At 73.7% G+C, this 21,863-nt stretch carries 24 protein-coding genes; 16 read left to right on the plus strand and 8 right to left on the minus strand.

The genetic code is table 11. The features are described from left to right. Positions 1-26: 26 nt before the first annotated feature. The 8 genes from ACFV6D_RS05915 (at position 27) to ACFV6D_RS05950 (ending at position 6,262) form a co-directional block, all read left to right on the plus strand. Positions 27-323: a hypothetical protein gene (locus tag ACFV6D_RS05915; RefSeq protein ID WP_063349556.1), complete on the plus strand. Its 297-nt coding sequence runs from the start codon at positions 27-29 to the stop codon at positions 321-323. Next, the gene (locus tag ACFV6D_RS05920) at positions 320-1,639 is read left to right on the plus strand and encodes a putative T7SS-secreted protein (RefSeq protein ID WP_380336142.1); all 1,320 of its coding nucleotides are present in this window, start codon (positions 320-322) and stop codon (positions 1,637-1,639) included. Before ACFV6D_RS05915 ends, ACFV6D_RS05920 begins: the two co-directional genes overlap by 4 nt. After that, on the plus strand, positions 1,629-2,309 hold the full coding sequence (locus ACFV6D_RS05925) for a hypothetical protein (RefSeq protein ID WP_063349554.1): 681 nt from the start codon (positions 1,629-1,631) through the stop codon (positions 2,307-2,309). The genes ACFV6D_RS05920 and ACFV6D_RS05925 overlap by 11 nt, the downstream gene beginning before the upstream one ends. Then, complete coding sequence (locus ACFV6D_RS05930) at positions 2,306-2,962, plus strand: hypothetical protein (RefSeq protein ID WP_380558611.1); 657 nt, start codon at positions 2,306-2,308, stop codon at positions 2,960-2,962. Before ACFV6D_RS05925 ends, ACFV6D_RS05930 begins: the two co-directional genes overlap by 4 nt. A 95-nt stretch (positions 2,963-3,057) precedes the next feature. Next, the gene (locus tag ACFV6D_RS05935; protein ID WP_380378101.1) at positions 3,058-3,390 is read left to right on the plus strand and encodes a WXG100 family type VII secretion target; all 333 of its coding nucleotides are present in this window, start codon (positions 3,058-3,060) and stop codon (positions 3,388-3,390) included. A gap of 30 nt (positions 3,391-3,420) precedes the next feature. After that, positions 3,421-4,917: a hypothetical protein gene (locus ACFV6D_RS05940; protein ID WP_380558614.1), complete on the plus strand. Its 1,497-nt coding sequence runs from the start codon at positions 3,421-3,423 to the stop codon at positions 4,915-4,917. Next, entirely contained in the window at positions 4,917-5,384 is a 468-nt protein-coding gene (locus ACFV6D_RS05945) for a hypothetical protein (RefSeq protein ID WP_380558617.1), read from the plus strand. The genes ACFV6D_RS05940 and ACFV6D_RS05945 overlap by 1 nt, the downstream gene beginning before the upstream one ends. 263 nt (positions 5,385-5,647) lie before the next feature. Further along, a complete protein-coding gene (locus ACFV6D_RS05950) occupies positions 5,648-6,262 on the plus strand; it encodes a hypothetical protein (RefSeq protein WP_380558619.1) in 615 nt (204 codons plus the stop codon). Between the two features lie 199 nt (positions 6,263-6,461). Here ACFV6D_RS05950 and ACFV6D_RS05955 read toward each other — a convergent pair whose 3' ends face one another. The 5 genes from ACFV6D_RS05955 to ACFV6D_RS05975 form a co-directional block, all read right to left on the minus strand. Beyond that, positions 6,462-7,136: a phosphonatase-like hydrolase gene (locus ACFV6D_RS05955; protein ID WP_063349551.1), complete on the minus strand. Its 675-nt coding sequence runs from the start codon at positions 7,134-7,136 to the stop codon at positions 6,462-6,464. 11 nt (positions 7,137-7,147) lie between these two features. Continuing rightward, on the minus strand, positions 7,148-8,269 hold the full coding sequence (locus ACFV6D_RS05960) for a TIGR03364 family FAD-dependent oxidoreductase (protein ID WP_380336134.1): 1,122 nt from the start codon (positions 8,267-8,269) through the stop codon (positions 7,148-7,150). 104 nt (positions 8,270-8,373) lie between these two features. Next, entirely contained in the window at positions 8,374-8,889 is a 516-nt protein-coding gene (locus ACFV6D_RS05965) for a pyridoxamine 5'-phosphate oxidase family protein (protein ID WP_063349549.1), read from the minus strand. A gap of 243 nt (positions 8,890-9,132) precedes the next feature. Beyond that, positions 9,133-9,804, minus strand: coding sequence for a phosphatase PAP2 family protein (locus ACFV6D_RS05970; protein ID WP_380378090.1), 672 nt, complete (start codon positions 9,802-9,804; stop codon positions 9,133-9,135). Further along, positions 9,801-10,469, minus strand: coding sequence for a DedA family protein (locus ACFV6D_RS05975; protein ID WP_380481481.1), 669 nt, complete (start codon positions 10,467-10,469; stop codon positions 9,801-9,803). The genes ACFV6D_RS05970 and ACFV6D_RS05975 overlap by 4 nt, the downstream gene beginning before the upstream one ends. 115 nt (positions 10,470-10,584) lie before the next feature. Here ACFV6D_RS05975 and ACFV6D_RS05980 point away from each other — a divergent pair, with 115 nt between their 5' ends. From ACFV6D_RS05980 to ACFV6D_RS05990, 3 genes are all read left to right on the plus strand, one after another. After that, entirely contained in the window at positions 10,585-11,064 is a 480-nt protein-coding gene (locus ACFV6D_RS05980) for a BlaI/MecI/CopY family transcriptional regulator (protein WP_380424229.1), read from the plus strand. Beyond that, positions 11,064-12,158 carry a M56 family metallopeptidase gene (locus tag ACFV6D_RS05985; protein WP_380558622.1) on the plus strand — a complete coding sequence of 365 codons (1,095 nt, stop codon included), beginning with the start codon at positions 11,064-11,066 and terminating at the stop codon, positions 12,156-12,158. The genes ACFV6D_RS05980 and ACFV6D_RS05985 overlap by 1 nt, the downstream gene beginning before the upstream one ends. Before the next feature lie 287 nt (positions 12,159-12,445). Further along, positions 12,446-13,969 (plus strand): helix-turn-helix domain-containing protein, encoded by a 1,524-nt coding sequence (locus ACFV6D_RS05990; protein ID WP_063349544.1) that lies wholly within the window; start codon positions 12,446-12,448, stop codon positions 13,967-13,969. Here the strand turns inward: ACFV6D_RS05990 and ACFV6D_RS05995 are convergent. After that, a complete protein-coding gene (locus tag ACFV6D_RS05995) occupies positions 13,888-14,388 on the minus strand; it encodes an SsgA family sporulation/cell division regulator (RefSeq protein ID WP_063349543.1) in 501 nt (166 codons plus the stop codon). The genes ACFV6D_RS05990 and ACFV6D_RS05995 overlap by 82 nt on opposite strands. Before the next feature lie 339 nt (positions 14,389-14,727). On the opposite strand from ACFV6D_RS05995, the gene ACFV6D_RS06000 reads away from it, so the two are divergent. The 4 genes from ACFV6D_RS06000 (at position 14,728) to ACFV6D_RS06015 (ending at position 19,285) form a co-directional block, all read left to right on the plus strand. After that, on the plus strand, positions 14,728-16,059 hold the full coding sequence (locus ACFV6D_RS06000) for a hypothetical protein (protein ID WP_380558625.1): 1,332 nt from the start codon (positions 14,728-14,730) through the stop codon (positions 16,057-16,059). Positions 16,060-16,311: 252 nt separating this feature from the next. Further along, the gene (locus tag ACFV6D_RS06005) at positions 16,312-17,559 is read left to right on the plus strand and encodes a TerD family protein (RefSeq protein WP_380558673.1); all 1,248 of its coding nucleotides are present in this window, start codon (positions 16,312-16,314) and stop codon (positions 17,557-17,559) included. A 175-nt stretch (positions 17,560-17,734) separates the two neighbouring features. Beyond that, positions 17,735-18,697 carry an SGNH/GDSL hydrolase family protein gene (locus ACFV6D_RS06010; RefSeq protein ID WP_380491776.1) on the plus strand — a complete coding sequence of 321 codons (963 nt, stop codon included), beginning with the start codon at positions 17,735-17,737 and terminating at the stop codon, positions 18,695-18,697. A 99-nt stretch (positions 18,698-18,796) separates the two neighbouring features. Beyond that, a complete protein-coding gene (locus ACFV6D_RS06015) occupies positions 18,797-19,285 on the plus strand; it encodes a GNAT family N-acetyltransferase (protein ID WP_380558628.1) in 489 nt (162 codons plus the stop codon). Between the two features lie 9 nt (positions 19,286-19,294). On the opposite strand, the gene ACFV6D_RS06020 is transcribed toward ACFV6D_RS06015, so the two are convergent. Further along, positions 19,295-19,987 (minus strand): RraA family protein, encoded by a 693-nt coding sequence (locus ACFV6D_RS06020; protein ID WP_380558631.1) that lies wholly within the window; start codon positions 19,985-19,987, stop codon positions 19,295-19,297. Between the two features lie 151 nt (positions 19,988-20,138). Here ACFV6D_RS06020 and ACFV6D_RS06025 point away from each other — a divergent pair, with 151 nt between their 5' ends. Continuing rightward, on the plus strand, positions 20,139-20,699 hold the full coding sequence (locus ACFV6D_RS06025; RefSeq protein ID WP_380491772.1) for a Uma2 family endonuclease: 561 nt from the start codon (positions 20,139-20,141) through the stop codon (positions 20,697-20,699). Between the two features lie 79 nt (positions 20,700-20,778). Here the strand turns inward: ACFV6D_RS06025 and ACFV6D_RS06030 are convergent, their stop codons facing one another. After that, positions 20,779-21,708: a proline dehydrogenase family protein gene (locus ACFV6D_RS06030; protein ID WP_063349537.1), complete on the minus strand. Its 930-nt coding sequence runs from the start codon at positions 21,706-21,708 to the stop codon at positions 20,779-20,781. Between the last annotated feature and the right edge of the window lie 155 nt (positions 21,709-21,863).

Raw genomic sequence — 21,863 nt, forward strand, 5'->3', positions numbered from 1 at the left:
CACGCCATCGACACATCGGGGGAGCAGTGGCCGACTTCACGGTCAGCACCGAGTTCCTCGCCAAGCTGGCCAAGGACCTCAAAGGCTGCGGCGACGAACTCGACCAAGGACTCAAGGCGCTCAAGGAAGCGAGTCGCAGCGGACTGGGCTACGACTTCCTCGACGAGGCCTGCGGACACTTCCAGGGCACGTGGGAGTACGGGCTGAAGAAGGTCCGCGAGTGCGTCAAGATCCTTGACGACGGCCTGGAGCAGGTGCAACAGGGCTACGACAGCACCGAACAGGACACCACCAAGGCCCTCACCCCCCAGGGGCGGTCGTGACCGCCCCCACGCCGGACTGGTCCGGCCTCGGCTTCAACCCGACCCCCGGCGACACCGCCGCGGTCACCGGCCTCAGCGGCAGCCTGCGCCGAGTGGGCCAGCACCTGACCGACGTCCACACCACGCTCTCGCAGCTCTCCGCCAACCAGGGCCAGTGGACCGGCGAGGCCGCCAAGGCCTTCGCCGGCCAGTTCGGCAAGCTCCCCACGTACCTCCAGGACGCCGCCGACTCGATCACCGCCGCCTACCAGGCCCTCGACGTCTGGTACACGGCACTGACCGAACACCAGCCCAAGGCCGCCGAGTTGGCCCGCGCCGCGGTCGCCGCCAAGCAGCAGAAGGAGCAGGCCGAACAGGCGCACACCGCCGCGGCCGCCGCCCCCGACCTCAAGCTCGCCGGCCAGACCTTCCCCGACGACGCCGGCCTCGCCGCCGCCGAGCAGCGCTACGCCAAGGCGAAGGACCACCTGGACGCGGCCGCCGCACTCGTCGGCAGCGCCGCCAACGACCTCACCGAGCTCCAGAAGCAGGCCCACGAACTCGCCGGGGGCCACAAGTCCGACGCCCACAAGACCGCAGCCGCCATCCGCAAGGCCGCCGACAGCAAGGCGCCGCCGGAGCCCGGCTGGCTCAGCAAGGTCGGCACCTGGCTCAAGAACCACGGCGCCGACATGCTCACCGTCGCCGCCGGCCTCTGCGGCGTCGCGGCGATCTTCTTCCCCGCCTTCGCGCTGCCGGCCCTCCTGCTGAGCGCCGCCGCCGCAGGCACGCACGCGACCAAGTACGCCCTTGAGGGCAAGCTGTGGCCGCCGCAGAAGAACATCGGCAACTGGCTGACGCTGGGCGGCGACGTGATCGGCGCGATCCCCGGGGTGGGCGTAGCGGCCAAGGGCCTGAACGCCACCCGGGGGGCGCGCGCCGCCGGTGGGAGCGTACGCGGCGCCATGAGCGCCGGTACGACCGAGGTCCGGGCCGCCGCCCGCGCCGTCGACCCGGCCAACCCGATCTTCACCACCGCGATCGAGAAGCCCGCCATCAAGCTCGGGGTCTCCAAGGCCACCGCGATGAACGTCTCCGACGGCGTCCAGGCCGCCACCACCTTCGGGCTCAACGTCCCGACGGCGTACGCCCTCAGCCAGGACAATCCGAGCGGCGGCCTCACCGACGCCGTCAACTACACCACCGGCGGCAACAACGTCATCGGGTCCGTCGGCGTCGGCACCGCCGGCGGCAAGGGCTCCGCCGTCATCGGCACCGTGTCCGCCGTCGGCAACCTGCTCGGCATGGGCGGATGGGCGGCCGGCTATGGCCGTTGAGACCACCGGGATTCCGCCGCTCTGGCTCACCCTGCCCGCAGGCTTCACCCCCCTCGACCTCGACGAGGACCTCGGCGACCGGATGGCCCGCACGGCGGAGGGCCTGGACGCGGCCTTCCCCGACGCCCGGCCCGAACAGAAGCTCAGCGCCGTGATCGCCGCCGAGACCGCGCTGCAGACCCAACTGCGCGAGGGCGCGGTCCACGTCTCCAGCTGCCTCGTCCGGGCCGAGGACGGCGAACCCATCCACGGCATGCTCACCGTCTTCGTCCGCCCGCAGGACCTCGGCGCGCCCGGCAGCTACCCCGCCCGAATCGCCGAACAACTGGCCGAGGCCTGGCCGGACGCCGACGTCGGCGTGGTGGACCTGCCGACCGGCCGCGCCGCGCTCGCCGCCCGCGACCTGGCCGTCCCGGTGCCGGGCGCGGTGTTCGGCGTGCCCGACTCCACCGTCAACACGGTGCGCCAACTCGAACTGCTGATCCCGCACCCGTGGAGCCCGCACGTGGTCGCCGCCGTCTTCACCACCGAGGACCTCGACCACTGGGACGAGTGGCTGCCGCTCCTGGCCACCGCGTTCCGCGGCATCTCCTTCCACCCGCCCCGGGACGAGAGCGCCGACGCGCTGCCACCGGACCAGTGGGACAACATCCGAAAGGCCTTCGGATGACGACCACCACCAACTCGGCCCCGCCCGACGGGCTCCGCCGCCTCCGCGGCACACTGGCCCTCATCGCCCTCTCCACCGCCATCCTCATCGGCGTCACGGCACTGAACGTGTACGTCAACTCGTTCGTCGCCACCATCGTGGGCTTCGCCTACCCCGTGGTCATGCTGCTCGCCCTCGCCCTACGGCGCGACGCCGACAGCAACCCCGCGTTCCAGCGCAAGCCGTTCGCCTGGGGCGCAGGCATCGCCGCCGTCGCCTTCGTCGCCTACCTGTCGGGTTCCGTCGCCTGGACCAACCTGATCCTGGGATCGGGCCGGACGGTGCAGGCCGTAGTCCTCAACGAGAAGACGACCGACTCGCTCCACGGCTCCGGACGGGCCTACACCCTCGCCTCGACCGACCCGGCCGGCGAGATCCCCGGCGGCGACCTCGAAGAGAGCTCCACCCGGTTCAAACCCGGCGACGTGATCACCGTCCGCATCGACCCGGCAGGCCAGGTCGCCCCCAAACTCCCCGGCGAAGTCGACTCCACCGCCTACCTGTTGACATTCCTCGCCTGCAACGCCCTGATCGGCGGCACCCTGCTCTGGTCCGCACGCAGACCCACACCGCCACACGACCCCTCCGACCCCGTGACCCGGATCAGCCCGTGACCCAGATCACTCCGTAGCCCGCAACCCCGCCGCTCCTCCGCGCATCTCTCCCTTCGCTCCTTCTCAACGCACGGACAGCACGGGGGGATGACGCCATGGCGGATGACGGACCGAAAGCCGGCGGCCCGGAGTTCAAGATCCGGCCGGGGGACCTGAAAGCGGCCGCGCCGACCTTCGAAGCCCAGAGCAAGGCGCTCAAGGACGCCCTCGACACGCTCAAGCACACCCTCGCCGGCGCCGGCAGCCCGTGGGGCGACGACAAGCAGGGCAAGGAGTTCGCCCAGGCCTACAACGGCCCGCACGACCACGTGCTCTCCGCGCTGGACGTCCTGGTCAAAGGCCTCACCAGCATCCACGACGGGCTGAACGCCCACGCCGACAACCACACCGACGCCGACAACCACGTCCGCAAGGACCTCACGCCGTGATCGGCCGCCCGCCGCGGAGGGAGCCGGCGCGTGGGTGAGTCCGCGGCCGAGAAGATCGTCCGCAAGGTCACCGGTCTGTGGTGGCCCGACGCCGACCCGGACGAGCTCCGCACGGTCGCCGCCGCCTGGGACACGATGGCCACCGCCATCGACAACGTCACCGCGCCCACCCACCAGGCCGCCGCCGCCATCGTCGCCAACAACCACGGCCCCGCCATCGACGCCTTCGGCAAGTTCTGGGGCCAGTACTACGGGGGCAAGGGCAAGGGCTGGCTCCCCGATGTCGCCGCCGCCTGCCGCAACCTCGCCAAGGCCCTGCGCGCCTTCGCCGACGAGGTCGACAAAGCGCTCAAGAAGCTCAAGGAAGAGGCCGCGATCGTCGGCGCGACCCTGGTCGCCGGCACCGCCCTCGCCATCTTCACCGCCGGCATCTCCGAAGCCGCCGCCGGCACCGCCGCCGCAGGCATCATCGCCACCGCCGCTGGCCTCGGCGTCGCCGTCTCCGAAACCATCGCCACCATCGCCGCCACCATCCTCACCGGCGTCGTCTTCGGCTCCGTCGAGGCCATCGCCGTCGACCTCGCCGTCGCCCAGCCGATCCGGGTCGAGTTCTTCGACGACGGCGGCTACAGCCTCCAGGAAGCCGTCGACTCCGCCGAGACCGGCGGCGTGATGGGCGGCGCCGGCGGCGGCCTCGGCGCCGGCGGCCGCGTCGTCGCCAACGCCGCCGAGGGCGCCGAGAACGCCTCCGTCGCCCTCGCCGGCCTCGCCAAGGTCGCGGGCGCCGCCGACACCCTCCCCGGCCGCATGCTCACCGGCGCCGGCCTCACCTACGGCTACGACGCCACCTTCAAAACCGGCCCGGTCATGCCCCTCGACCTCATCCTCGGCGCCATCGGCACCGCGGCTGCTCCCAAAGGCGGCGGCCGCCGTCCGGGCGAGGCGCCCGACGGGTATCTCCCGAGAACCGGAGGGTCGGAGTACATCGACGGGGCGCAATCGAAACAGGCCGCGCAAGCGTACGAAAGGATTCGCAACACCACTGGCGACACGGATCGCATCGCCGCGAACACCGGTATCAGCCCGAACGTCCTCAACAGAGTCAAGGAGCACATCTTCGAGACGGTCCACAAGGACGTACCAGTGCCCCCAGACGGGAAACCGATGACGGGCCGGTTCGCACCCTTCGACCACATCGCCGAAATGTGGACCAAAGCGGAATCCGGAACCCTATCCCCGGAGGAGGCCACGAAGTTCTATCGATGGGCCGCCCACGAAGGCGTCGAGAGTATACTCATGGCCCCGCCCCACAACATCCCGTATCGAGAGGGCAGGTGGGAAGAAGGGGTCAACTGGGCGACCGAGAACAGTTACGGCGCACATGATGTCGCACCGCATGAGAGCCACGCCGACCCATTCATAGCCTGGCCCAGACGCGGTCTTGAGAAGCCCGACTTCCCGCTGGCCGACGACCTGTCCAACCTTGACGAAATCGCCGCCCTGATCCTCGCGAAGAAGAAGAACTGATGGACACCGCAGACACTTTGGCCAACCGACTGCTCAACGTCGACTGGTCCCCTCTGGACACAGACCCTCGCCTGCGCATCTCACTCATGCGGGAATTCCTGTGGCGCTCGGCGCTGTGGGCTCACCAGCTCGGCTCTGATGCATGGCCGTTCTTCGATGTGGCCGCGCTGATCGACCCGTCAGTGCGCGCCGATCCCGATCTGGTCGAACAGGTCTCGAAGAGCTGCGCCCTTCAGTATCCGGCCGTTCAACAGGCCTGCGCAGGGGCGCTGCACTTCGCCGCTCTCCAGGGAGCATCCAAAGTCCCGTTCCAGTTGCCCAACCCGTTCGAACCGATCGTCTCCCTCTTCGAGAACGGTGGCGGCTTTACCCTCGACGGAACCGGGATGATCGACATCGATATCGACGCGAGCATGAGCAAAGGCAAGATGGAGGACTGGCTGGGGCGCACCTCGCCTACGGCATGACGGCCTTCAGCACCCGTAAGAGGCGCCACGAAGCCTGAACTCGCCATATTCATCCGTCGATATCCCGACATCGAAGTGACTGCGAGAACGCCTGGATCGAATTCGAGACCGCCGACGGCATGTAGGCCTACCTGACGAAGGTCCGCGCCGGCCTCTTCCTCCACCCCGAGGAAGTCCCCCTCCCGTCCGACCAGGCCCCGTGTCCGGGGGTGAGGGGACGCGTCGTACTCTTCCAGCCCGATCGGACGCACGCGGGGAGAGTCATGGGTACGACCAGGGACCGTAGCCGGGCCACCGTGCTGAGCGCTGTCCTGGTCCTGGGCGTCCCCGTGGGGACGTTCGGGCTGGTGCTCGCGGGCACCTACCTCGGCGGGGGCGCCGCTTCGCTGCTCGGGCTGGTGCTGGTGGTGGCCTGGGTGGTGGGTCTGGTGCGGCTGCTGGGGCGGTGGGTGGGCTGTTGGGTGGCGCTGTTCGCCGTTCTCCTCGCGGGCCTGGTGACGGGGGCCGTGGCCATGGCGCGGGACGACGTGATCCTGCGGCTGTCCGGCGAGACGGTGACGGCCCGGGTCACCGGGGAGACGGACCGTCTCGCCGGGAAGCACCCGTCCTCGATGTACGACCTCGCGGCCGAGGACGGCACTGCGTTGCCCGGCGGCGAGTTGTCGACGGGGCTGCGCGCGCTCGCGGTCGGCGACCGGGTGACGGTCCGTTTCGATCCGGCCGGCCGCGCCGACCCGCAGCGCCCGGGGGACATCAGTCTTCCCCGGGATCTCGGGCTCGCCGTCGGGCTGACGGCCGCCCTGATGCTCGCCGTCGCCTGGCTGGGCCGCGAGTCGGCCCGGCGGCGAGGCGGCGGAGCGGCCGGGCCGGTGTCCTGACCTGACCCCGGGTGTGGGGGGGGGTGGCGGGGGCGCGGACGGGGCACCCCGGGGGCGGGGGGGCCGCCCAGCCGGGCGCGGGGGCGCGGGCCGCCGCGCGGGGGCGCGGCGGGCGCCGGGGGGGGGGCGGGCCCGCGCGCCGGCCACGGTGTCCCCGCGGGCGCGCGGGCCGCCGACACGACGAACACCGGGGGATCGTTCAGCCCAGCAGTCCGGGCAGTTCCGCGACCGAGCCGAGCACGTGCGTCGCCCCGTCGGCCCGCAGCCGGGCCTCGTCGTGGGCGCCGGTGAGCACGCCGGCGACGACGGACGCTCCGGCCCGTACGCCGGTCAGCATGTCGTAGCCGGTGTCGCCGGCGACGGCGATCTGCCGCACCGACTCGACTCCGGTCCGCAGCAGCGCGGTGAGCGCGAGGTCCGGGTAGGGGCGGCCGCGGCCGGCCTCGGCGGGGCTGAGGGTGAGGTCGGCGACGGACTGCCAGCCGAGGGCGGTGAGGATGCGGTCCTGGGTGGCCCGGGAGAAGCCGGTGGTGAGGGCGACCTTCCGGCCCTGGCCGCGCAGTTCGGCGATGGCGTCGGCGGCGCCGGGCAGGGCGGCGCAGTGCCCGGCGTCGACGAGGTCGTGGTAGGCGGCCTCGAATGCGGTGTTGGCCCGCTGGGCCTTGTCCTCGTCCCCGAAGAGGTGCCGGAAGACGGAGATCTTGGATTCGCCCATGGTGGCGCGGACGTGGTCCAGCATGGGGCCGAAGCCCGGGCTGCCGGCCTCGACGCCGAGCGTCCGGGCGGCGGCGGTGAAGGCCTGTTCGACGAGGCCGTCGTCGGCCACGGTGGTGCCGGCCATGTCGAGGACGACCAGGCGGATATCAAAGGACATGTCAACTACCCTTACAGGTTTGCGAGTTCGGCGGTGGTTTCGGCGATGGCCGGGGAGCAGGTCATGCCGCGGCCGCCGGGGCCGGTGACGAGCCAGACGCCGTCGCGGAGTTGTTCGCGGTGGACGACCCGGGTGGTGTCGACGCACTGCGCGTACACCCCGGCCCAGCGGCGGCGGACGCGCGGCAGGGGGCGGCCGAGCAGGTCCTCGGCCACGCCGACCAGGTGGTCGTACGGGTCCTCGACGACGTCGAAGCCGAACGGCTGGTCGTACTCGTGGGTGTCGCCGATGGTGAGGCCGCCGTCGCGCCGCTGGACCATGAGCAGCTGCATCTTGTGTTCGGCGGCGACGTCGGGCTGCGGCTGGGTGTCGCGGAGGCGGTCCAGGGCGGTGCCGGCGAAGGCCGGGTAGTAGCGGAAGCTGTCGCCGTCGGCGACGGAGGTGGTGAGGGTCTCGCCGAGCGGGTCGGTCTGCATCATCTGCAGCCGGACCTTGCGCACGGGCAGCGAGGGGGCGAGTTCGCGGACGAGGCCGCCGAGCCAGGCGCCGGTGCAGAGGATGACGAGGTCGCCGGTGTGGACGTCGCCGTGGTCGTCGCGGACGGCGTTCTCGCCGATCACGTCGCGGACCTCGCGGCCGGGCAGGAAGGTGTAGCGGCCGGTGGCCTGGAGGGCGGCGCGCAGCGCGGGCTGGGCGGTGCGGGGTTCGACGGCGGCGTCGCGCTCGCACCACAGGGCGCCGAGGAGTTCGCCGCGCAGGGCGGGGTTGGCGGCCCTGGTCTGGTCGGCGTCGAGCAGCCGGTAGCCGCGGGCGGCGGCGTCGGGCAGGGTGAGTGCCTGTTCGGCGACGGCGAGTTCGGCCTGGGTGCGGATCGCGGTGAGCGATCCGTTGGCGCGGAAGCCGAGGTCGGGGACGCGGGCGCCGATGCCTTCCCACAGTTCGCGGGCGCGCAGCGCGGTGTCCAGTTCCTCGCCCTGTGCGCGGCCGCTGACCCAGACCAGGCCGAAGTTGCGCACGGAGGCGCCGCGCGCCTCGGTCTCGCGCTCCAGGTGGACGACCTCGTGGCCGCGTTCGACGGCCTGCCAGGCGTGCATGGTGCCGAGCACGCCTGCTCCTACGACGATGACTCTCATGCGGCCAGGCTGGTGCGCCCAGGTGTCCTGGGGGCGTCCCGGTAGCGTCCCACAGATGAATCACCCGAAAAGTTGTACAGACAACCCTGGGGGCCGGGTAGGGCCTACGGCCGCAGCACCCGCGCCCGCAGGTAGTTGCGCCGCCCGAAGTTCGGCTCGTCCACCGCCGTCAGCTCCTCCACCTGGAACCGGTACAGCGCCGCCGCCCCGCCCCCGGTGAGGAACTGCCGCCGCACCTGCTCGTCCTGCGCGAAGGACGGGTACCGCCCCTGGTAGGCGGCCAGCGCCGCCTCGGCCTGCCGCCCCCAGGCCTCGCTCGCGCCGCCGGTCAGCTGCAGGCCGCGCAGCTGCTCGCCGAAGACCGGCGGCGGCAGGAAGACGGTGGCGGCGGCCCGGGCCTCCTCGGCGAGGTGGTGGCTGTGCCGGGTGGAGCGCTCGCTGACGAAGTACAGGACGAGGTCGTCGTCGTACGCGAAGAAGGCCAGGTTGGCGTGCGGGCCGTGCTCGTGGCCGGCGGTGGCGAGGGTGAGCACCATGGCCTCGGCGAGCAGGCCCTCGACGCCCTTGTGCGGCGACTCGCCCGGCCAGTCCCCCTGCGTGATGTCGAGTCGGTACGGCATTGGCACTCCCTCCGCTGGCACGCCCGGCGCTCCCGCGCCCCGGCACGACTGAGCCGGGCGGGTTCCCCGCGAAGGGGCCCCACGCCCGGCTCACATGCTCTACCCGCCACCCCGGCCAGACAAGGGTCGGACGGGCTACGGGGAGGCTACGGAATCAGCGCTGTCGGGTCTCGCCGCCAGTACTGCCGGCACCCGCCGTTCAGCGCTGCCGACACCCGCCGTCAGCACTGTCGGCCGTCGCCGTCAGTGCTGCCGCGTCCCGTACGCCGCGTGGCGGCCCGCCGTCGCCGGCACCGCGCCCGGACCGAGCAGCGGGCGCAGCGCACCCGCCCGCATCCGGTCCACCAGCGGCCCGCAGCGGCCGGCGAGCGGCGCCAGCACCACCGCGACCAGGAGGCCGACCAGCGCGCCGACGGCCACGTCGTGCGGGTAGTGCACGCCGACCCAGACCCGGGAGGCGCCCATCAGCACCGCGAAGATCCCGGCGATCCAGCCGAGCCGCCGGTCGGCGAACCAGAGTGCGGTGGCGGCGGCGAAGGCGATCACGGTGTGGTTGCTGGGGAAGGACCAGTCACCGGCACCGGGGCAGGTCTCCAGCGAGATGCTGCCGGGGATCTGGGCGCACGGCCGGACTTCTTCGACCATGCCCTTGAGCACCGAGTTGACGCCGTACGCGACGACCACGATCACCGGCGAGGCGAGCACCTTGGCCATCACGGCCGAGTCGGCGCCGCGCGCCCGCCACCAGGCGTAGAGCATGAAGACCGCGAACAGGCCGAGGCCGAGCGCCGACCAGACCTTGATCAGCTCGTCCAGCCAGTGCGGGGCGGCTTGCGCCCACCCGTTCACCCGGGTGTAGAGGCTGCCGTCGATGCCGCTGCCGTCGTAGACGGCGAGAGCCCGGGAGGACGTCACTTGTCACCTCCGTGACGGTGCGCCTTACGGGCGCGGAACAGTTCGAGAACAATGGGGAGCACGGAGACAACTACTACCAGACCGATGATCGGGAGCAGATATCTGTCGATGCTGGGGATCGACGATCCGAGCCCGTACCCGGCGAGCACGACGCCGACCGTCCAGAGGGCGCCGCCGGTCACCTGCCAGAAGGTGAACGAGCGGGCCGGCACTTCGAGCACGCCGCAGAGCGGGTTCAGCACCGTTCGGACCACGGGGATGAAGCGGGCGAGCACGATCGCCTTGCCGTGGCCGTACTTGCCCAGCAGTTCCTCGGCCCGCTCGACGCCCTGCAGCAGGCTCTTGCGCTCGGTGCGGCGCAGCAGCGCGCGGCCGCCGCGCTTGCCGATCAGATAGCCGACCTGGGCGCCGGCCAGCGCGCCGACCAGGGCGGCGGGCAGCACCTGGTAGAGCTCCAGCTGCGGGCCCTTGGTGGCGCCGGGCACGCACAGCAGGCCGGCGGTGAACAGCAGCGAGTCTCCGGGCAGGAAGAAGCCCACCAGCAGGCCGGTCTCGGCGAAGAGCACGACGGCGATGCCGAGTGCGCCGAAGGCGGCGAGCAGCGAGGACGCGTCCAGCGGGTTCACCGCGAGGTGAGCGGCCGGATCGGCGAGGAACTGAAGCAAGGCTGGCGGACCTCCCGTACGTTGGGGGGCGGTTCACAGCGGAACCCGCCCCGACCGTCTACAGTGACGTAGACGGTCTACATGACTGTAGACGAAACCTGGAGGAAGCGCCGCCATGTCCGACGTACCGTCCGCCCGCCGGCCTGCCGGGGAGCTGGAGGCCGAGGTGCTGGCCGCGCTCTGGTCGGCCCGGCAGCCGATGACCCCGCAGGACGTCCAGTCGGCACTCGGCGGGGACCTCGCCCGCACCACCATCGCCACGATCCTCGCCCGCCTGCACGACAAGGGCACCGTGGAGCGCACCCGGGCCGGCCGCGCCTACGCCTACATCCCGACCGTCCAGGACACCGCGGGCCTCGCCGCCCGCCGGATGCACACCGAGCTCGGCCGCGAGGCCGACCGCTCCACCGTGCTCGCCCGCTTCGTCTCCGACCTCTCCGCCGAGGACGAGCAGCTGCTGCGCGACCTGCTCGGCGACGGCGCCCCGGGCCTCGGCTCCGCCCCGGGCACCGACGGCGACACCCCCGGTCTCGGCCCCCTCCCGGGCACCGCCCCCGCCCCCGGCCACCGCACCCCCGGGGCGGCCGGATCGTGATGATCGCCGTCTGGGCCCCGCTGCTGCTGCCGTTCCTGGCCGCCCCGCTGGCCCGCCGCCTCGCCGACGCGCTGCCGCCCCGGGCCGCCGCCTGGATGCTCGCCGGGACGTCCGCCGTGCTGGCCGGCGGCACCCTCTGCTCGCTCGGCCTGCTCGCCGCCGCCGGGCTGCTCCAGCTGCCGCCGGTCGCCGCGATCGGCCACCTGTCGCTGCCCTGGCTCACCGCCGCCGCACCCGACGCACCGGTGGCGGCCGCCGCGGCCGGTCTGGTGCTCGCCGCGCTGACCGCCCAGGCCGTCCGCACCGCCCGCCGCCACCGGCTGGAACTGCGCGAGGCCCGGGCCGCCCTCCCGGCCTGCGCCGCGACGGCCTGCCCCGCGCCGGCCGAGGGCCGGCATCCGGACGCGCGCCCCGGGCACGCCACCATGTGCCGGGCACGCACCCCGCAGGCCGTCCTGGCCGGCGCCCGCACCCTGCTCCAGCCGGGCGAGCACCCGCTCGCCGTCCTCGACGACGAGCGCGCCGACGCCTTCGCCCTGCCGGGGCGCCTGCCCCTCCCCGGCCGGCCCGGCGAGCCCGGCCGGATCGTGGTCACCTCCGGCATGCTGCGCATCCTCACCGGGCCCGAGCGGGCCGCCCTGCTCGCCCACGAACGCGCCCACCTGACCGCCCGCCACCACGTCTTCCTCGCCCTCGCCGAGCACGCCGCCGACCTCCACCCGGCGCTGCGGCCGCTGCGCGCGCCCCTCGGGTACCACCTGGAGCGCTGGGCCGACGAGGTGGCGGCCGCCCGGGTCGGCGACCGCACCGTGACCGCCCGCGCGGTCGGCCGGGCCGCCCTGGCCGCCAGCCGCTCTCCGTGGCCGGCCCGGCCCCGACTCGTCCCCGCCGCCCACTCCGGGCCGGTCCCGCGCCGGGTCGCCGCCCTGCTCCAGCCCCGCCCGGCGGCCACCGCCACCGGCACCCGCCTGCGCGCGGTGGCAATCGCGCTGGCCGCCTGCCTGGCGCTGAGCACCGCCGCCTCCCTGGAGGCCACCGCCGACCTGCACCACACCGTCGAGGCGGCCCAGCGCGGCACCGGCGCGGAACGCTGACCGCCGAGCCTGCACCAGGCCCACATCAGGCCTCGCACCAGCACCGCACCAGGCCCACGCAAGGCCCGCATCAGGTCCCACACCAGGCCTCGCACCAGGCCCGCGTCGGGCTCACACCAGGCCCACACCAGGCCCCCCGCTAGTCATCACACCTCGGCATGTCCACGGTCATACCGTCCGGTATGCCGAGTTGGCAGACCCCGTCCCCAGACCCTCACCGCCCCCGTACGCTTTCGTCAGCGCGTCGACCCCGGCGCGGCCTCGAACGGCGGCGAGGAGCAACGCGAGTGCGGCAGACCGGACGGCAGTCCCGACGACCAGAACGCCGCACCGCGCCGAGCGCGGCCGAGCTGGCCAGGGTCCACGACCGCACCCTCGCCGAAGCCGCCGCCCGCGAACTCGTCCAGCCCCCCTACCCCGACCCCGGCTCCCCCGGCCGGCTCGAACCCCGCCCCGAGATCGGCGACTCCTGGGCCCGGCTGCGCCGCCTCGGGCTCGACCCCGACGCCGGCGCCGCCGCCGTCCACCTCGGCCCCGCCGAGATCGAGCAGCGCCGCCGCACCAGCGGCCTGGACGCGGTCCTGTCGGTGCTGCGCGACACCCTGCTCCAGCCGGTCGGCCAGAGTCCGCTGATCCTCGCCATCGCCGACGCCGAGGGCCACGTGCTGTGGCAGGAGGGCGAGCACGCCCTGCGCCGCAGCGCCGACCGGATCGGCTTCCTCACCGGCGCCCGCTGGATCGAGGAGAGCGTCGGCACCAACGGCATCGCCGTCGCACTGCGCGCCCAGCGCCCGATGCACGTCCACTCCGCCGAGCACTACCTGCGCAGCCACCACTCCTGGACCTGCGTCGCCGCCCCCGTGCACGACCCGGGCACCGGGCGGCTGGTCGGCGCGATCAACCTCAGCGGCCCGGCCCGCAACGTCCGCCCGTACCTGCTGCAGCTCACCGCCACCGCCGCCCGGCTCGCCGAGACCGAGCTACGCGCCCACCGGCTGGAGGCGCTGCACCAACTGCGCACCCTGGCCGCCCCGATGCTCGCCCGGGTGGCCGGCCCGGCCCTGGTGGTGGACTCCGCCGGGTGGACCGCCGCCGCGGCCGGGCTGCCACCGCCCGGCCGGCTGCGGGTGCCGGTCGGCGGCTGGGGGACCGCCGCCGTGCACTGGGTGCCGGGCCTCGGCGAGTGCGCCCTGGAGCCGCTCGCGGACGGCTGGCTGGTGCGACCGGTCCGGCCGCCCGAGGCGGACGGTTCCGGCACGGTGACGGCCGAACAGGCCGAACAGGCCGAGGGCGCCCGGCTCCGGCTCGACCTGCGCCGCCAGGACCGCCCGGAGCTGACCGTCCGGGGCGCGGCCGGCAGCTGGTCGCACCCGCTCAGCCCGCGCCACGCCGAACTGCTGCTCCTGCTCGCCACCGGACGCGAGGGCAGCACGGCCGCGCAGCTCGCGGAGGCGCTGTTCGGCGACCCGGGCCGGACGGTGACGGTCCGCGCCGAGCTGTCCCGGCTGCGCCGCTACCTGGGCGGCCTGCTGGCCCACCGGCCGTACCGCATCGCCGAGTCGGTGCTGGTCACGGTGGACGGGCCGGACGACCCGTACGACCTGCTGCCGGCCTCCTCGGCCCCGGCCGTCCGGCGGCTGCGGGCCGGGCTGGCCGCGGGGACGGTCCGGCTGCCGAGCGCGGCGCCCGTCCCGCCGCCGCGCGGGCCCGCCGGTGCCCCGACCGGGCCTCAGCCGCCGGCGAGCAGCGCGGCCAGCTGGGCGTCGGTCGGGCCGCAGACGCGCTCCGCCTCGGCGGAGACCAGCGCGTAGGTACGGTCCAGCCACGCCTGCACCCGGGGCTTGGAGACCTCCAGCAGGGCGCTGCCGTGCGGTGATTCGAGCGCCAGGTGCAGCGTCGAGCCGTGGCACGGGCAGTACGCCGGCCACAGTTTGACGTCGCCCTGGCCGCTCAGCGCCTGCAGGCCGTCGCGCAGCAGCTCGCGCGAGAACACCCAGTCGGCCTCGTCCGGCCGCCCCAGATGGAAGGTCAGCAGCACCTCGTACGGGCGCGCGGCCTCGAACCGGAACCGGGTGCGCACCTCGCCGACCACCTCCTCGCCCAGCGAGATCCGCAGCATCAGCACCTCCTCCACCGCCGCCGGAGCGGCGGTGGAGCCGTCCCCATCGCCGCCCGTGGGGGTGGCGGCGAGGGGTGCACTGGAGGCTGCGGACAGCGGGTCGGGCGGCATGACGGTCTCTCCGGGACGGCGTGGGATGACCTCAGCCTGGGCCACTTCCGTCCGGGCGGGCAAGGGTTGCAAGGAGGTTGCATTAATCCCTGTCCGGGCAGCCCGGCCGCCATCGCCGACTTATCAGACGGATCGTCAACTTCCTTCCGTCGAACGGGTGTCCACGAAATGGATCAAAACCGTCCAGGCCACGACGAGCCGCTGGTACGCTCTCCCCCTCCCGGCGCGGGCCCCACCCGGACCCCGGCCGACCGACCCCGGGCGGCCGATGCCGGCCCGGTGGCAGCGCATGGGAGAATACCGCGACCGCGACGGCGACTTCGGGGAGGGAGGGGTCCGGTGGCTGCGCGCGAGGACACTGCGCGGGACGTTCGGCACGAGCCCGAACGGCACGGCCGGCACGGGCGGCCACGCCCGTTCGGCGGCCGGTTCCGGCTGCCCACCCTGCGCTTCTCCGGTGCCGCGATGGCGATGTCCACCGTCGTCGGCATCAGCATCGCCACCACCCTCCTGCTCAACGAGCAGCAGGGCGTGGGCCGGCGGGCCGGGGTCGCACGCGTCGGCACCACCCCGCCGCCCACCCCCGCCGCGGGCGACCAGGCCGAGGCCGCCGCCGACCGGGCCCCGACCGCGCCCAACCCCACCGCGCCCAACCCCGCCGACCTCCCGGCCACCGGCCGGCCGCCCGTACCGAGCCCCTCGGCGCACCACCCTGGGGCGGCGGAGGACACGGCCGCCGCAGCCGCCTCGCCCAGCGCCTCGCCCCACGCGCCCGGCACCCGGTCGGCGCTCCCGGAGCCCACCGGCGGACAGGCCGCGGCCGAACCCATGGCCGACCACGGCCCCGGCACCCGGCCGGCCGGCACCGGCGAGCCCGCCACGCCGGCCGACGCCGCCGCGCCCTCGCCGTCGGCCCAGCCCGTCGCGCCCGTCGCCGAGCAGCCGGCCGACCCCTCTTCGCCCTCCCCCTCACCGACCACGCCGCACGCACCCGGACCCCGCCCGGCCGCCCCGGCCCAGCCCGCACCGCCGCCGCCCGGCGCAATCGCCCCGGGCACCGACGGCCCGACCGCCGGCGCCCCTGGCCCGGACACCGAGCCGGACACCGACCAGGCCCTGACCGGCGTCGCCACGGTCACACCGCTCGGCCGGGACGGCCTCCGGCACCAGCTCGACCTCGCCGTCACCGAGCCGCTCACCGCACTTCAGACCGAATTCCGGCTTGCCCCAGGCGAGTTGGCCCCCGGCAGCGGCACCGCCTGGACCGACCTGCCCGGCGCGGTCGTCACCGCCCAACAGGAGCGCGGCACCCTGGTCTACCGCTTCACCACCCCGGCCGGCACCGACGTCCCGCCCGGCCACTACGCCTTCGGCGTGCGCGGCACCCGCCCAGCCGCCGAACCCTCGGGGCCCACCGGCCCGTCCGGCCCCTCGCTCCCGTCCGGTCGGCCCGCTTCGTCCGGCCCGGTCCGCAAGGCCGCCGCGGCGGAGAGCTGGAGTGCCGCCGCCTTCGGCATCGACCGGCCCCGGGCGGTCGCCGCCCTCGGCGCCTTCGGCCCGGTCGCACCGCAGCCCGTCGCGCCGCCGCCGGTCGCGCCGCTGCCGGTCGTGCCCGAGGCACCCGGGCTCCCGCCGCGCCCCAGCACGCCGACCGCCTTCGCGCCCCGCTGACCTCCGGCCGCGCTGTCCCGCCGCCTTGCCACCGTGCGGCCTTGCCGGGGCCTGCCACTCAACCCCGCCACCCAACCCCGCCGCCCAACCCCGCCGCCCGGCCGTACCGTCCGACGATCCGACAGGTCACCGCCCCGGCCGGGCTCATCCCGACGCGCCCGTTCGTTACTGTGGGCAGCACCCGGCCCGGCGGTCCCAGCGGCCCCGGCCGGCCGCCGTTCCGCACCCGAGGAGGAGTCCGTGTCCACCGTCCTGACCCAAGGCGGCAACGCCCCGCTGACCGCCGCGCGGGTGACTGTCGAGGTCACCGCGCCCAAGGCGCTGGACGTCTCCGGTCTGCTGCTGACCGACGCCGGAAAGGTGCGATCGGACGACGACTTCGTCTTCTTCAACGCCCCGCACGGCCCCGGCGTCAGCCACCGCCCGGCCGCCGCCGGAGCGCCGGACGCGATCACCGTCGACACCCTGGCCGTCCCGGCCGGCATCACCAAGATCGTGGTGACCGCCAGCCCCGCCGACCAGTCCTCCACCTTCGCCGGGATGGAGCCGACCGCCACCGTCCGCGACGCCGACACCGGGCAGGCCCTGGTCACCTTCACCCCGCCGCAGCTGGGCCAGGAGACCGCGCTCATCGTGGTCGAGGTCTACCAGCGCGGCGGCGCCTGGAAGGTGCGCGCGGTCGGCCAGGGCTACGCCAACGGCCTGGCGGGCATCGCCACCGACTTCGGCGTCTCCGTCGACGACTCCCCGGCCGCGACCCCGACCCCGGCCCCGGCCGCCCAGGCCCCCGCCCCCGCCACTCCCCCCGCGGCCCCTCCGGCCGCTCCCCCGGCTCCCCCCGTCGACCCGCGGATCGCCCTCGCCGCCACCCCGCCCGCGCCCCCCGCGCCCCCGGTCGCCCCGCCGGCCCCGTCCGCCCCCGCCAAGGTCACCCTGGACAAGGGCCGGGTCAACCTGGTCAAGGGCAGTTCGGTCTCCCTGGTGAAGAACGGCCGTCCGTTCCTCTCCTCGGTCCGGATGGCGCTCGGCTGGGAGCCCGCCGGCCGCGGCCGCAGCGTCGACCTGGACGCCTCCTGCCTCGCCTTCGACGCCCAGCGCAAGAAGCTGGAGACGGCCTGGTTCATGAAGCTGACCGTCTTCAAGGGCGCGATCGCCCACTCCGGCGACAACCTCACCGGCGGCGGAGCCGGCGACGACGAGTCGATCACCGTCCACCTGGACGGCCTGCCGGCCGAGGTCACCGGCCTGGTCTTCGTCGTCAACTCCTTCTCCGGCCAGCGGTTCACCGAGGTCAAGAACGCCTACTGCCGCCTGCTGGACGCCCGGACGGAGGAGGAGCTGGTCCGCTTCGACCTCACCCACTCCGAGCCGCACACCGGCGTGGTGATGTGCAAGCTGGTCCGGCAGTCGTCCGGCGAGTGGGTGATGACCGCGCTCGGCGAGTACGTCGACGCCAAGACCGCCCGGGCGATGGTCGATCCGTCCGCCGCCCTGCTCTGAACCGTCTCGCCCCACCCCTCGCCGACCCACCCCGACGCCCAGGGCCGATCGGCCCAACGTCACGGCCGCACACGCGAATTCACCCTCCTGAGGGATCAAGTCGTCCACCCACCGACTCGATCTACCTCTAGGGGGGTGAATCGCGCTCTCCCGCGCACTCGTTGAGGGAGAGACCGTGCCACGCTTCCTGTCCCGCCTCGCTGTCGCCGGCACCGCCGTCGCGCTCACCGCCGGCCTGATCACCCCGTCCGCCGCCCAGGCCGCCGCCGAACCGGCCGGCCGCGTCCGGACGCTCGCCTGGGCCGCACTGGGCGACTCCTACACGGCCGGCTTCGTCGAGGCCGCCGGCGACGAGACCGAACCCCGCGACGGCTGCGCCCGCACCACCGGCTCCTACCCCGAGCTGATCCGCCGCGGCCTCGGCCCCCTGGTCGAGCTGCGCAACGTCAGCTGTGCCGGCGCCACCGTCAAGGACGTCTACCAGACCAAGGAAGCCCCGCCCGGCCGCCCGCTCCCGCCGCTCGGGACCAACCCCGGCGCCCCCTTCCCACCGGTCCCGTCGCAGATCGACGCCGTCTCCCCGGGCGCCGACGTGATCACCGTCGAGATCGGCGGCAACACCCTCGGCTTCGCCGAGATCCTCAAGGGCTGCATCGAACTCGGCGCCGCGGTCCTCGGCCAGGGCACGCCCTGCAAGGACAAGTTCGACGCGAGCCTGCCCGACCGCTTCAACCAACTGCGCGGCGACTTCGACCAGATGCTCGGCGCCCTGCACGCCAAGGCCCCGTCCGCGCGGCTGCTGGCCGTCGGCTACCCCCACCTCGTCCCCGAGGACGCCACCCGCTGCACCTACGGCAACCTGGAGCAGTTCGCCACCTTCACCACCGGCGACCTCGCCTGGGCGCGGACGGCCATCCTGGAACCGCTCAACGCGATCATCGCCCAGCGGACCGCCGCCCACGGCGACGCCTTCGTCGACCTCTACCCCTCCACCACCGGCCACAGCGTGTGCGACCAGGACCACTGGTTGGACGGCGTGCTGACCAGCATCATCCCGCTGCGCTACGCCCTGGTGCACCCCAACGCCAAGGGCCAGGCCCACGCGGCCGCCCTGGTCGAGGACGCCGTCCTGAGCTGACCAGCCGCACCGGAAGCGGCCGCACCGCAAACGGTCGCGCACCGAGAACCAGTCGAAAACCAGTGGCAGGCCCCTCCCGCCGCGGATCATGCTGAGCGGATGCTCATCCGCGAAGCCACCCCCGAGGACTGGCCTGCCGTCTGGCCCTTCTTCCACACCGTCATCGCCGCCGGCGAGACGTTCCCCTACCCCCTCGACCTCTCCTCCGACCTCGGCCGGGAGTGGTGGATGCTCGCCGCGCCCCATCGCACGGTGGTCGCGGTGGACGAGGCCGGCACGGTCGTCGGCACCGCCAACATGACCCGCAACCGCCCCGGCAACGGCGCGCACGTGGCCAGCGCCAGCTACCTGGTCGACCCGGCGCACCACGGCCACGGCATCGGGCGGGCCCTGGTCGAGTACACCCTCGACTGGGCCCGCACCAACGGCTACCGCGCCATGCAGTTCAACGCCGTGGTCGCCAACAACCACCACGCCGTGAAGCTCTACCAATCCCTCGGTTTCGACATCGTCGGCACCGTCCCCGAAGCCTTCCACCACCCCGTCGACGGCTACGTCGGCCTGCACGTCATGCACCGTTCGCTGTAAGGGAGTTCGCTACTCCTCGATCGCCCCGCCGACCCGCCGCAGGTGCTGCCGGAAGCTGTACGAAGGATCGGCGGCGCGGCGCTCCAGGTACTCGTCGAAGGCGGTCTGCCGGCGCAGCGTGTCACCGGAGGCGATCCGCCCGGCCTGCGCACGCTCGGTCCCGGCGATCGCGGCGGCCGCCTCCAGCACCTCCCCGGCCCGGTCGGCCGGGACGAACAGCACCCCGTCCGCGTCGCCGAACACCACGTCCCCGGCGCCCACCAGGTGCGGCCCGACCCGCGCCGTCACCAGCGCCTCCGGCTCCCACCCGTCCAGCCGCGCCGGCCCCAGCGGCAGCGCGCCGTAACTGAACACCGGCAGCCCGATCTCCACCAGTTCGGGGGTGTCCCGGTGCAGCCCCCACACCACGATCCCGGCAATCCCGGCGGCCCGCGCCTCCAGCACCGCGAGGTCCCCGATGCAGGCCTCGTCGGTCCGCCCGCCGTTGTCGATCACCAGCACGTCGCCGTCCCGGGCCGCCCCGTACGCCTCCAGGAACACGTCCACGCTCCCGTAGTGCCGCACCGGCAGCACCCGCCCCACGACCCGCCCCCCGGCCACCACCGCCGCCACCCCCACCGGCGCCGCCCTGAGCCCCACCCCCAACCGCACACACGCATCCGCCACCAACGGCGTCGACAACCCCGCGAACTCCTTCAGCATCCCCAACTCCTCCCGCCAACACCCCAGTTCACACCCCCTCGATCCTAATCCGGGGCGCCGCCTCACCCCATTGAGTGATCGTCATCCATCCACCCGACGTGCCACTCCGAGCTCACCTATTCTGTTGGCGCGTCCAACCAAGGGGTTGCTCATGAACACGGCGGATAGCGCCATCCTGCTGGAACTCTTCCTGGCTCTGGACACTCCCGAAGGCCTTCGAGCCGAACTTGTCGCCGGCGAGATCCTGATCGGGCTTCCCCCCGACGGCGATCACGAGGACCTCCTCAGCCACGTAACCGACCAGGTGTTCCACAGGGCGGCTGCGGATATGCAGATGTCCGCCAACAAAGGCCTTCGCCTCGCCAGCCACGGAGGACACCCTTCCGACCACGTCATCCCGGACGCCACGTTCGTCCCGGAGGAACTCCGCCTCTTCCGCGACGCGCCGCCCTGGATGGAGCCCGACGGCGTCGCGATGGTCGCGGAGGTCACCTCCAGCAAGCCCGACCAGGACCGCATCGCCAAACGCCACTGCTACGCCCGCGCCGCGATCCCGCTGTACCTCCTGATCGACCGCGAGCGGGCCCAGGTCAGCCTCTTCAGCAATCCCCACCGCGACGAGTACACCGAGGTGCACCTGGCAGCCTTCGGCGAACCGCTCGCCCTCCCCGCCCCGTTCGAGTTCGAGTTGGACACCAAGGACTTCCTCTAGAAGTCCCGGGAACGCGACAAACGGCCCGCACCCCCCTTCCACCGGGGGTGCGGGCCGTCGTCGTGCGGGTGCGCGCGGGTCAGCCGCGGGTGGCCATGGCGCGCAGGAAGAAGGTGAGGTTGGCCGGGCGCTCGGCGAGGCGGCGCATGAAGTAGCCGTACCACTCCTGGCCGTAGGGCAGGTACACGCGCATGGTGTTGCCCTCGCCGGCGAGGCGCAGCTGCTCCTCGGGGCGGATGCCGAACAGCATCTGGTACTCGAAGGAGTCGCGCTTGCGGCCGTTCCACTGGGCGAGCTGGCCGGCGATCTTGATCATGTTGGGGTCGTGCGAGGCGATCATCGGGTAGCCCTCGCCGGCCATCAGGACCTTGAGCGCGCGGACGTACGCGAGGTCGACGTCGTGCTTGCCCTGGAAGGCGACCGACTCGGGCTCCTTGTAGGCGCCCTTGCACAGGCGCACGCGCGAGCCGGGGCCGGAGAACTCGCGGCAGTCGGCCTCGGTGCGGCGCAGGTAGGCCTGGAGCACGACGCCCAGCCAGGGGAAGTCGGCCCGCAGCTCGCGCGCGATGGCGAGGGTGGAGTCGGTGGTGGTGTGGTCCTCCATGTCGAGGGTCACCGTGGTGCCGGCGTCGGCGGCGGCCTCGCAGATGCGGCGGGCGTTCTCCAGCGCGATCTTCTCGCCGTCCACCGGGAGGAACTGGCCGACGGCCGACAGCTTGACCGACACCTCGGCGCCGGCCGCGAGGCCGGTCTCCTTGAGCGCCGTGAGCAGGTGCTCGTAGGCCTCGGCGGTGCCGGCGGCCTGGGCGGCGTCCTGGGTGTCCTCGCCGAGGTGGTCGAGGGTGACCTTGCGGCCGGTGGCGATCAGGTCGTCGGTGGCGGTGACGGCGTCGTCGAGGACATCACCGGCGACGAAGCGCTCGACTATCGCGTGGGTCGGCGGGAACTTCTCGACCACGGTGCGGACCTGCGGCGACCGGGAGGCCGCGAGAAGGGCGGAACGGAGCATCGTGACTCCTGGAGCTGGTGCTTCTAAGGGTGGCAGAAGGGGGGCCGGGGCGGCGGGGGGGGGGGCGCGGGGACCGCGCGCGACGCGGGCGGGGGCGCGCGGGGGGGCGTGGGACGGGTCGGGGCGGCGCGGCGGAGTCTGCCGACGACAATGGA

Source organism: Kitasatospora sp. NPDC059812 (assembly GCF_042732075.1).
In the GTDB taxonomy this organism is placed as follows: Bacteria; Actinomycetota; Actinomycetes; order Streptomycetales; family Streptomycetaceae; genus Kitasatospora.

Bases quoted from the DNA above. Each gene is read 5' to 3' on its own strand.
- ACFV6D_RS05935 (WP_380378101.1), top strand. From the start codon at position 3,058: ATGGCGGATGACGGACCGAAAGCCGGCGGCCCGGAGTTCAAGATCCGG.
- ACFV6D_RS05960 (WP_380336134.1), bottom strand. From the start codon at position 8,269: ATGAGAGTCATCGTCGTAGGAGCAGGCGTGCTCGGCACCATGCACGCC.
- ACFV6D_RS05955 (WP_063349551.1), bottom strand. From the start codon at position 7,136: ATGTCCTTTGATATCCGCCTGGTCGTCCTCGACATGGCCGGCACCACC.
- ACFV6D_RS06025 (WP_380491772.1), top strand. From the start codon at position 20,139: ATGAACACGGCGGATAGCGCCATCCTGCTGGAACTCTTCCTGGCTCTG.
- ACFV6D_RS06015 (WP_380558628.1), top strand. From the start codon at position 18,797: ATGCTCATCCGCGAAGCCACCCCCGAGGACTGGCCTGCCGTCTGGCCC.
- ACFV6D_RS05980 (WP_380424229.1), top strand. From the start codon at position 10,585: ATGTCCGACGTACCGTCCGCCCGCCGGCCTGCCGGGGAGCTGGAGGCC.
- ACFV6D_RS05950 (WP_380558619.1), top strand. From the start codon at position 5,648: ATGGGTACGACCAGGGACCGTAGCCGGGCCACCGTGCTGAGCGCTGTC.
- ACFV6D_RS06030 (WP_063349537.1), bottom strand. From the start codon at position 21,708: ATGCTCCGTTCCGCCCTTCTCGCGGCCTCCCGGTCGCCGCAGGTCCGC.
- ACFV6D_RS05995 (WP_063349543.1), bottom strand. From the start codon at position 14,388: ATGCCGCCCGACCCGCTGTCCGCAGCCTCCAGTGCACCCCTCGCCGCC.
- ACFV6D_RS05985 (WP_380558622.1), top strand. From the start codon at position 11,064: ATGATCGCCGTCTGGGCCCCGCTGCTGCTGCCGTTCCTGGCCGCCCCG.
- ACFV6D_RS05965 (WP_063349549.1), bottom strand. From the start codon at position 8,889: ATGCCGTACCGACTCGACATCACGCAGGGGGACTGGCCGGGCGAGTCG.
- ACFV6D_RS06020 (WP_380558631.1), bottom strand. From the start codon at position 19,987: ATGCTGAAGGAGTTCGCGGGGTTGTCGACGCCGTTGGTGGCGGATGCG.
- ACFV6D_RS05925 (WP_063349554.1), top strand. From the start codon at position 1,629: ATGGCCGTTGAGACCACCGGGATTCCGCCGCTCTGGCTCACCCTGCCC.
- ACFV6D_RS05930 (WP_380558611.1), top strand. From the start codon at position 2,306: ATGACGACCACCACCAACTCGGCCCCGCCCGACGGGCTCCGCCGCCTC.
- ACFV6D_RS05945 (WP_380558617.1), top strand. From the start codon at position 4,917: ATGGACACCGCAGACACTTTGGCCAACCGACTGCTCAACGTCGACTGG.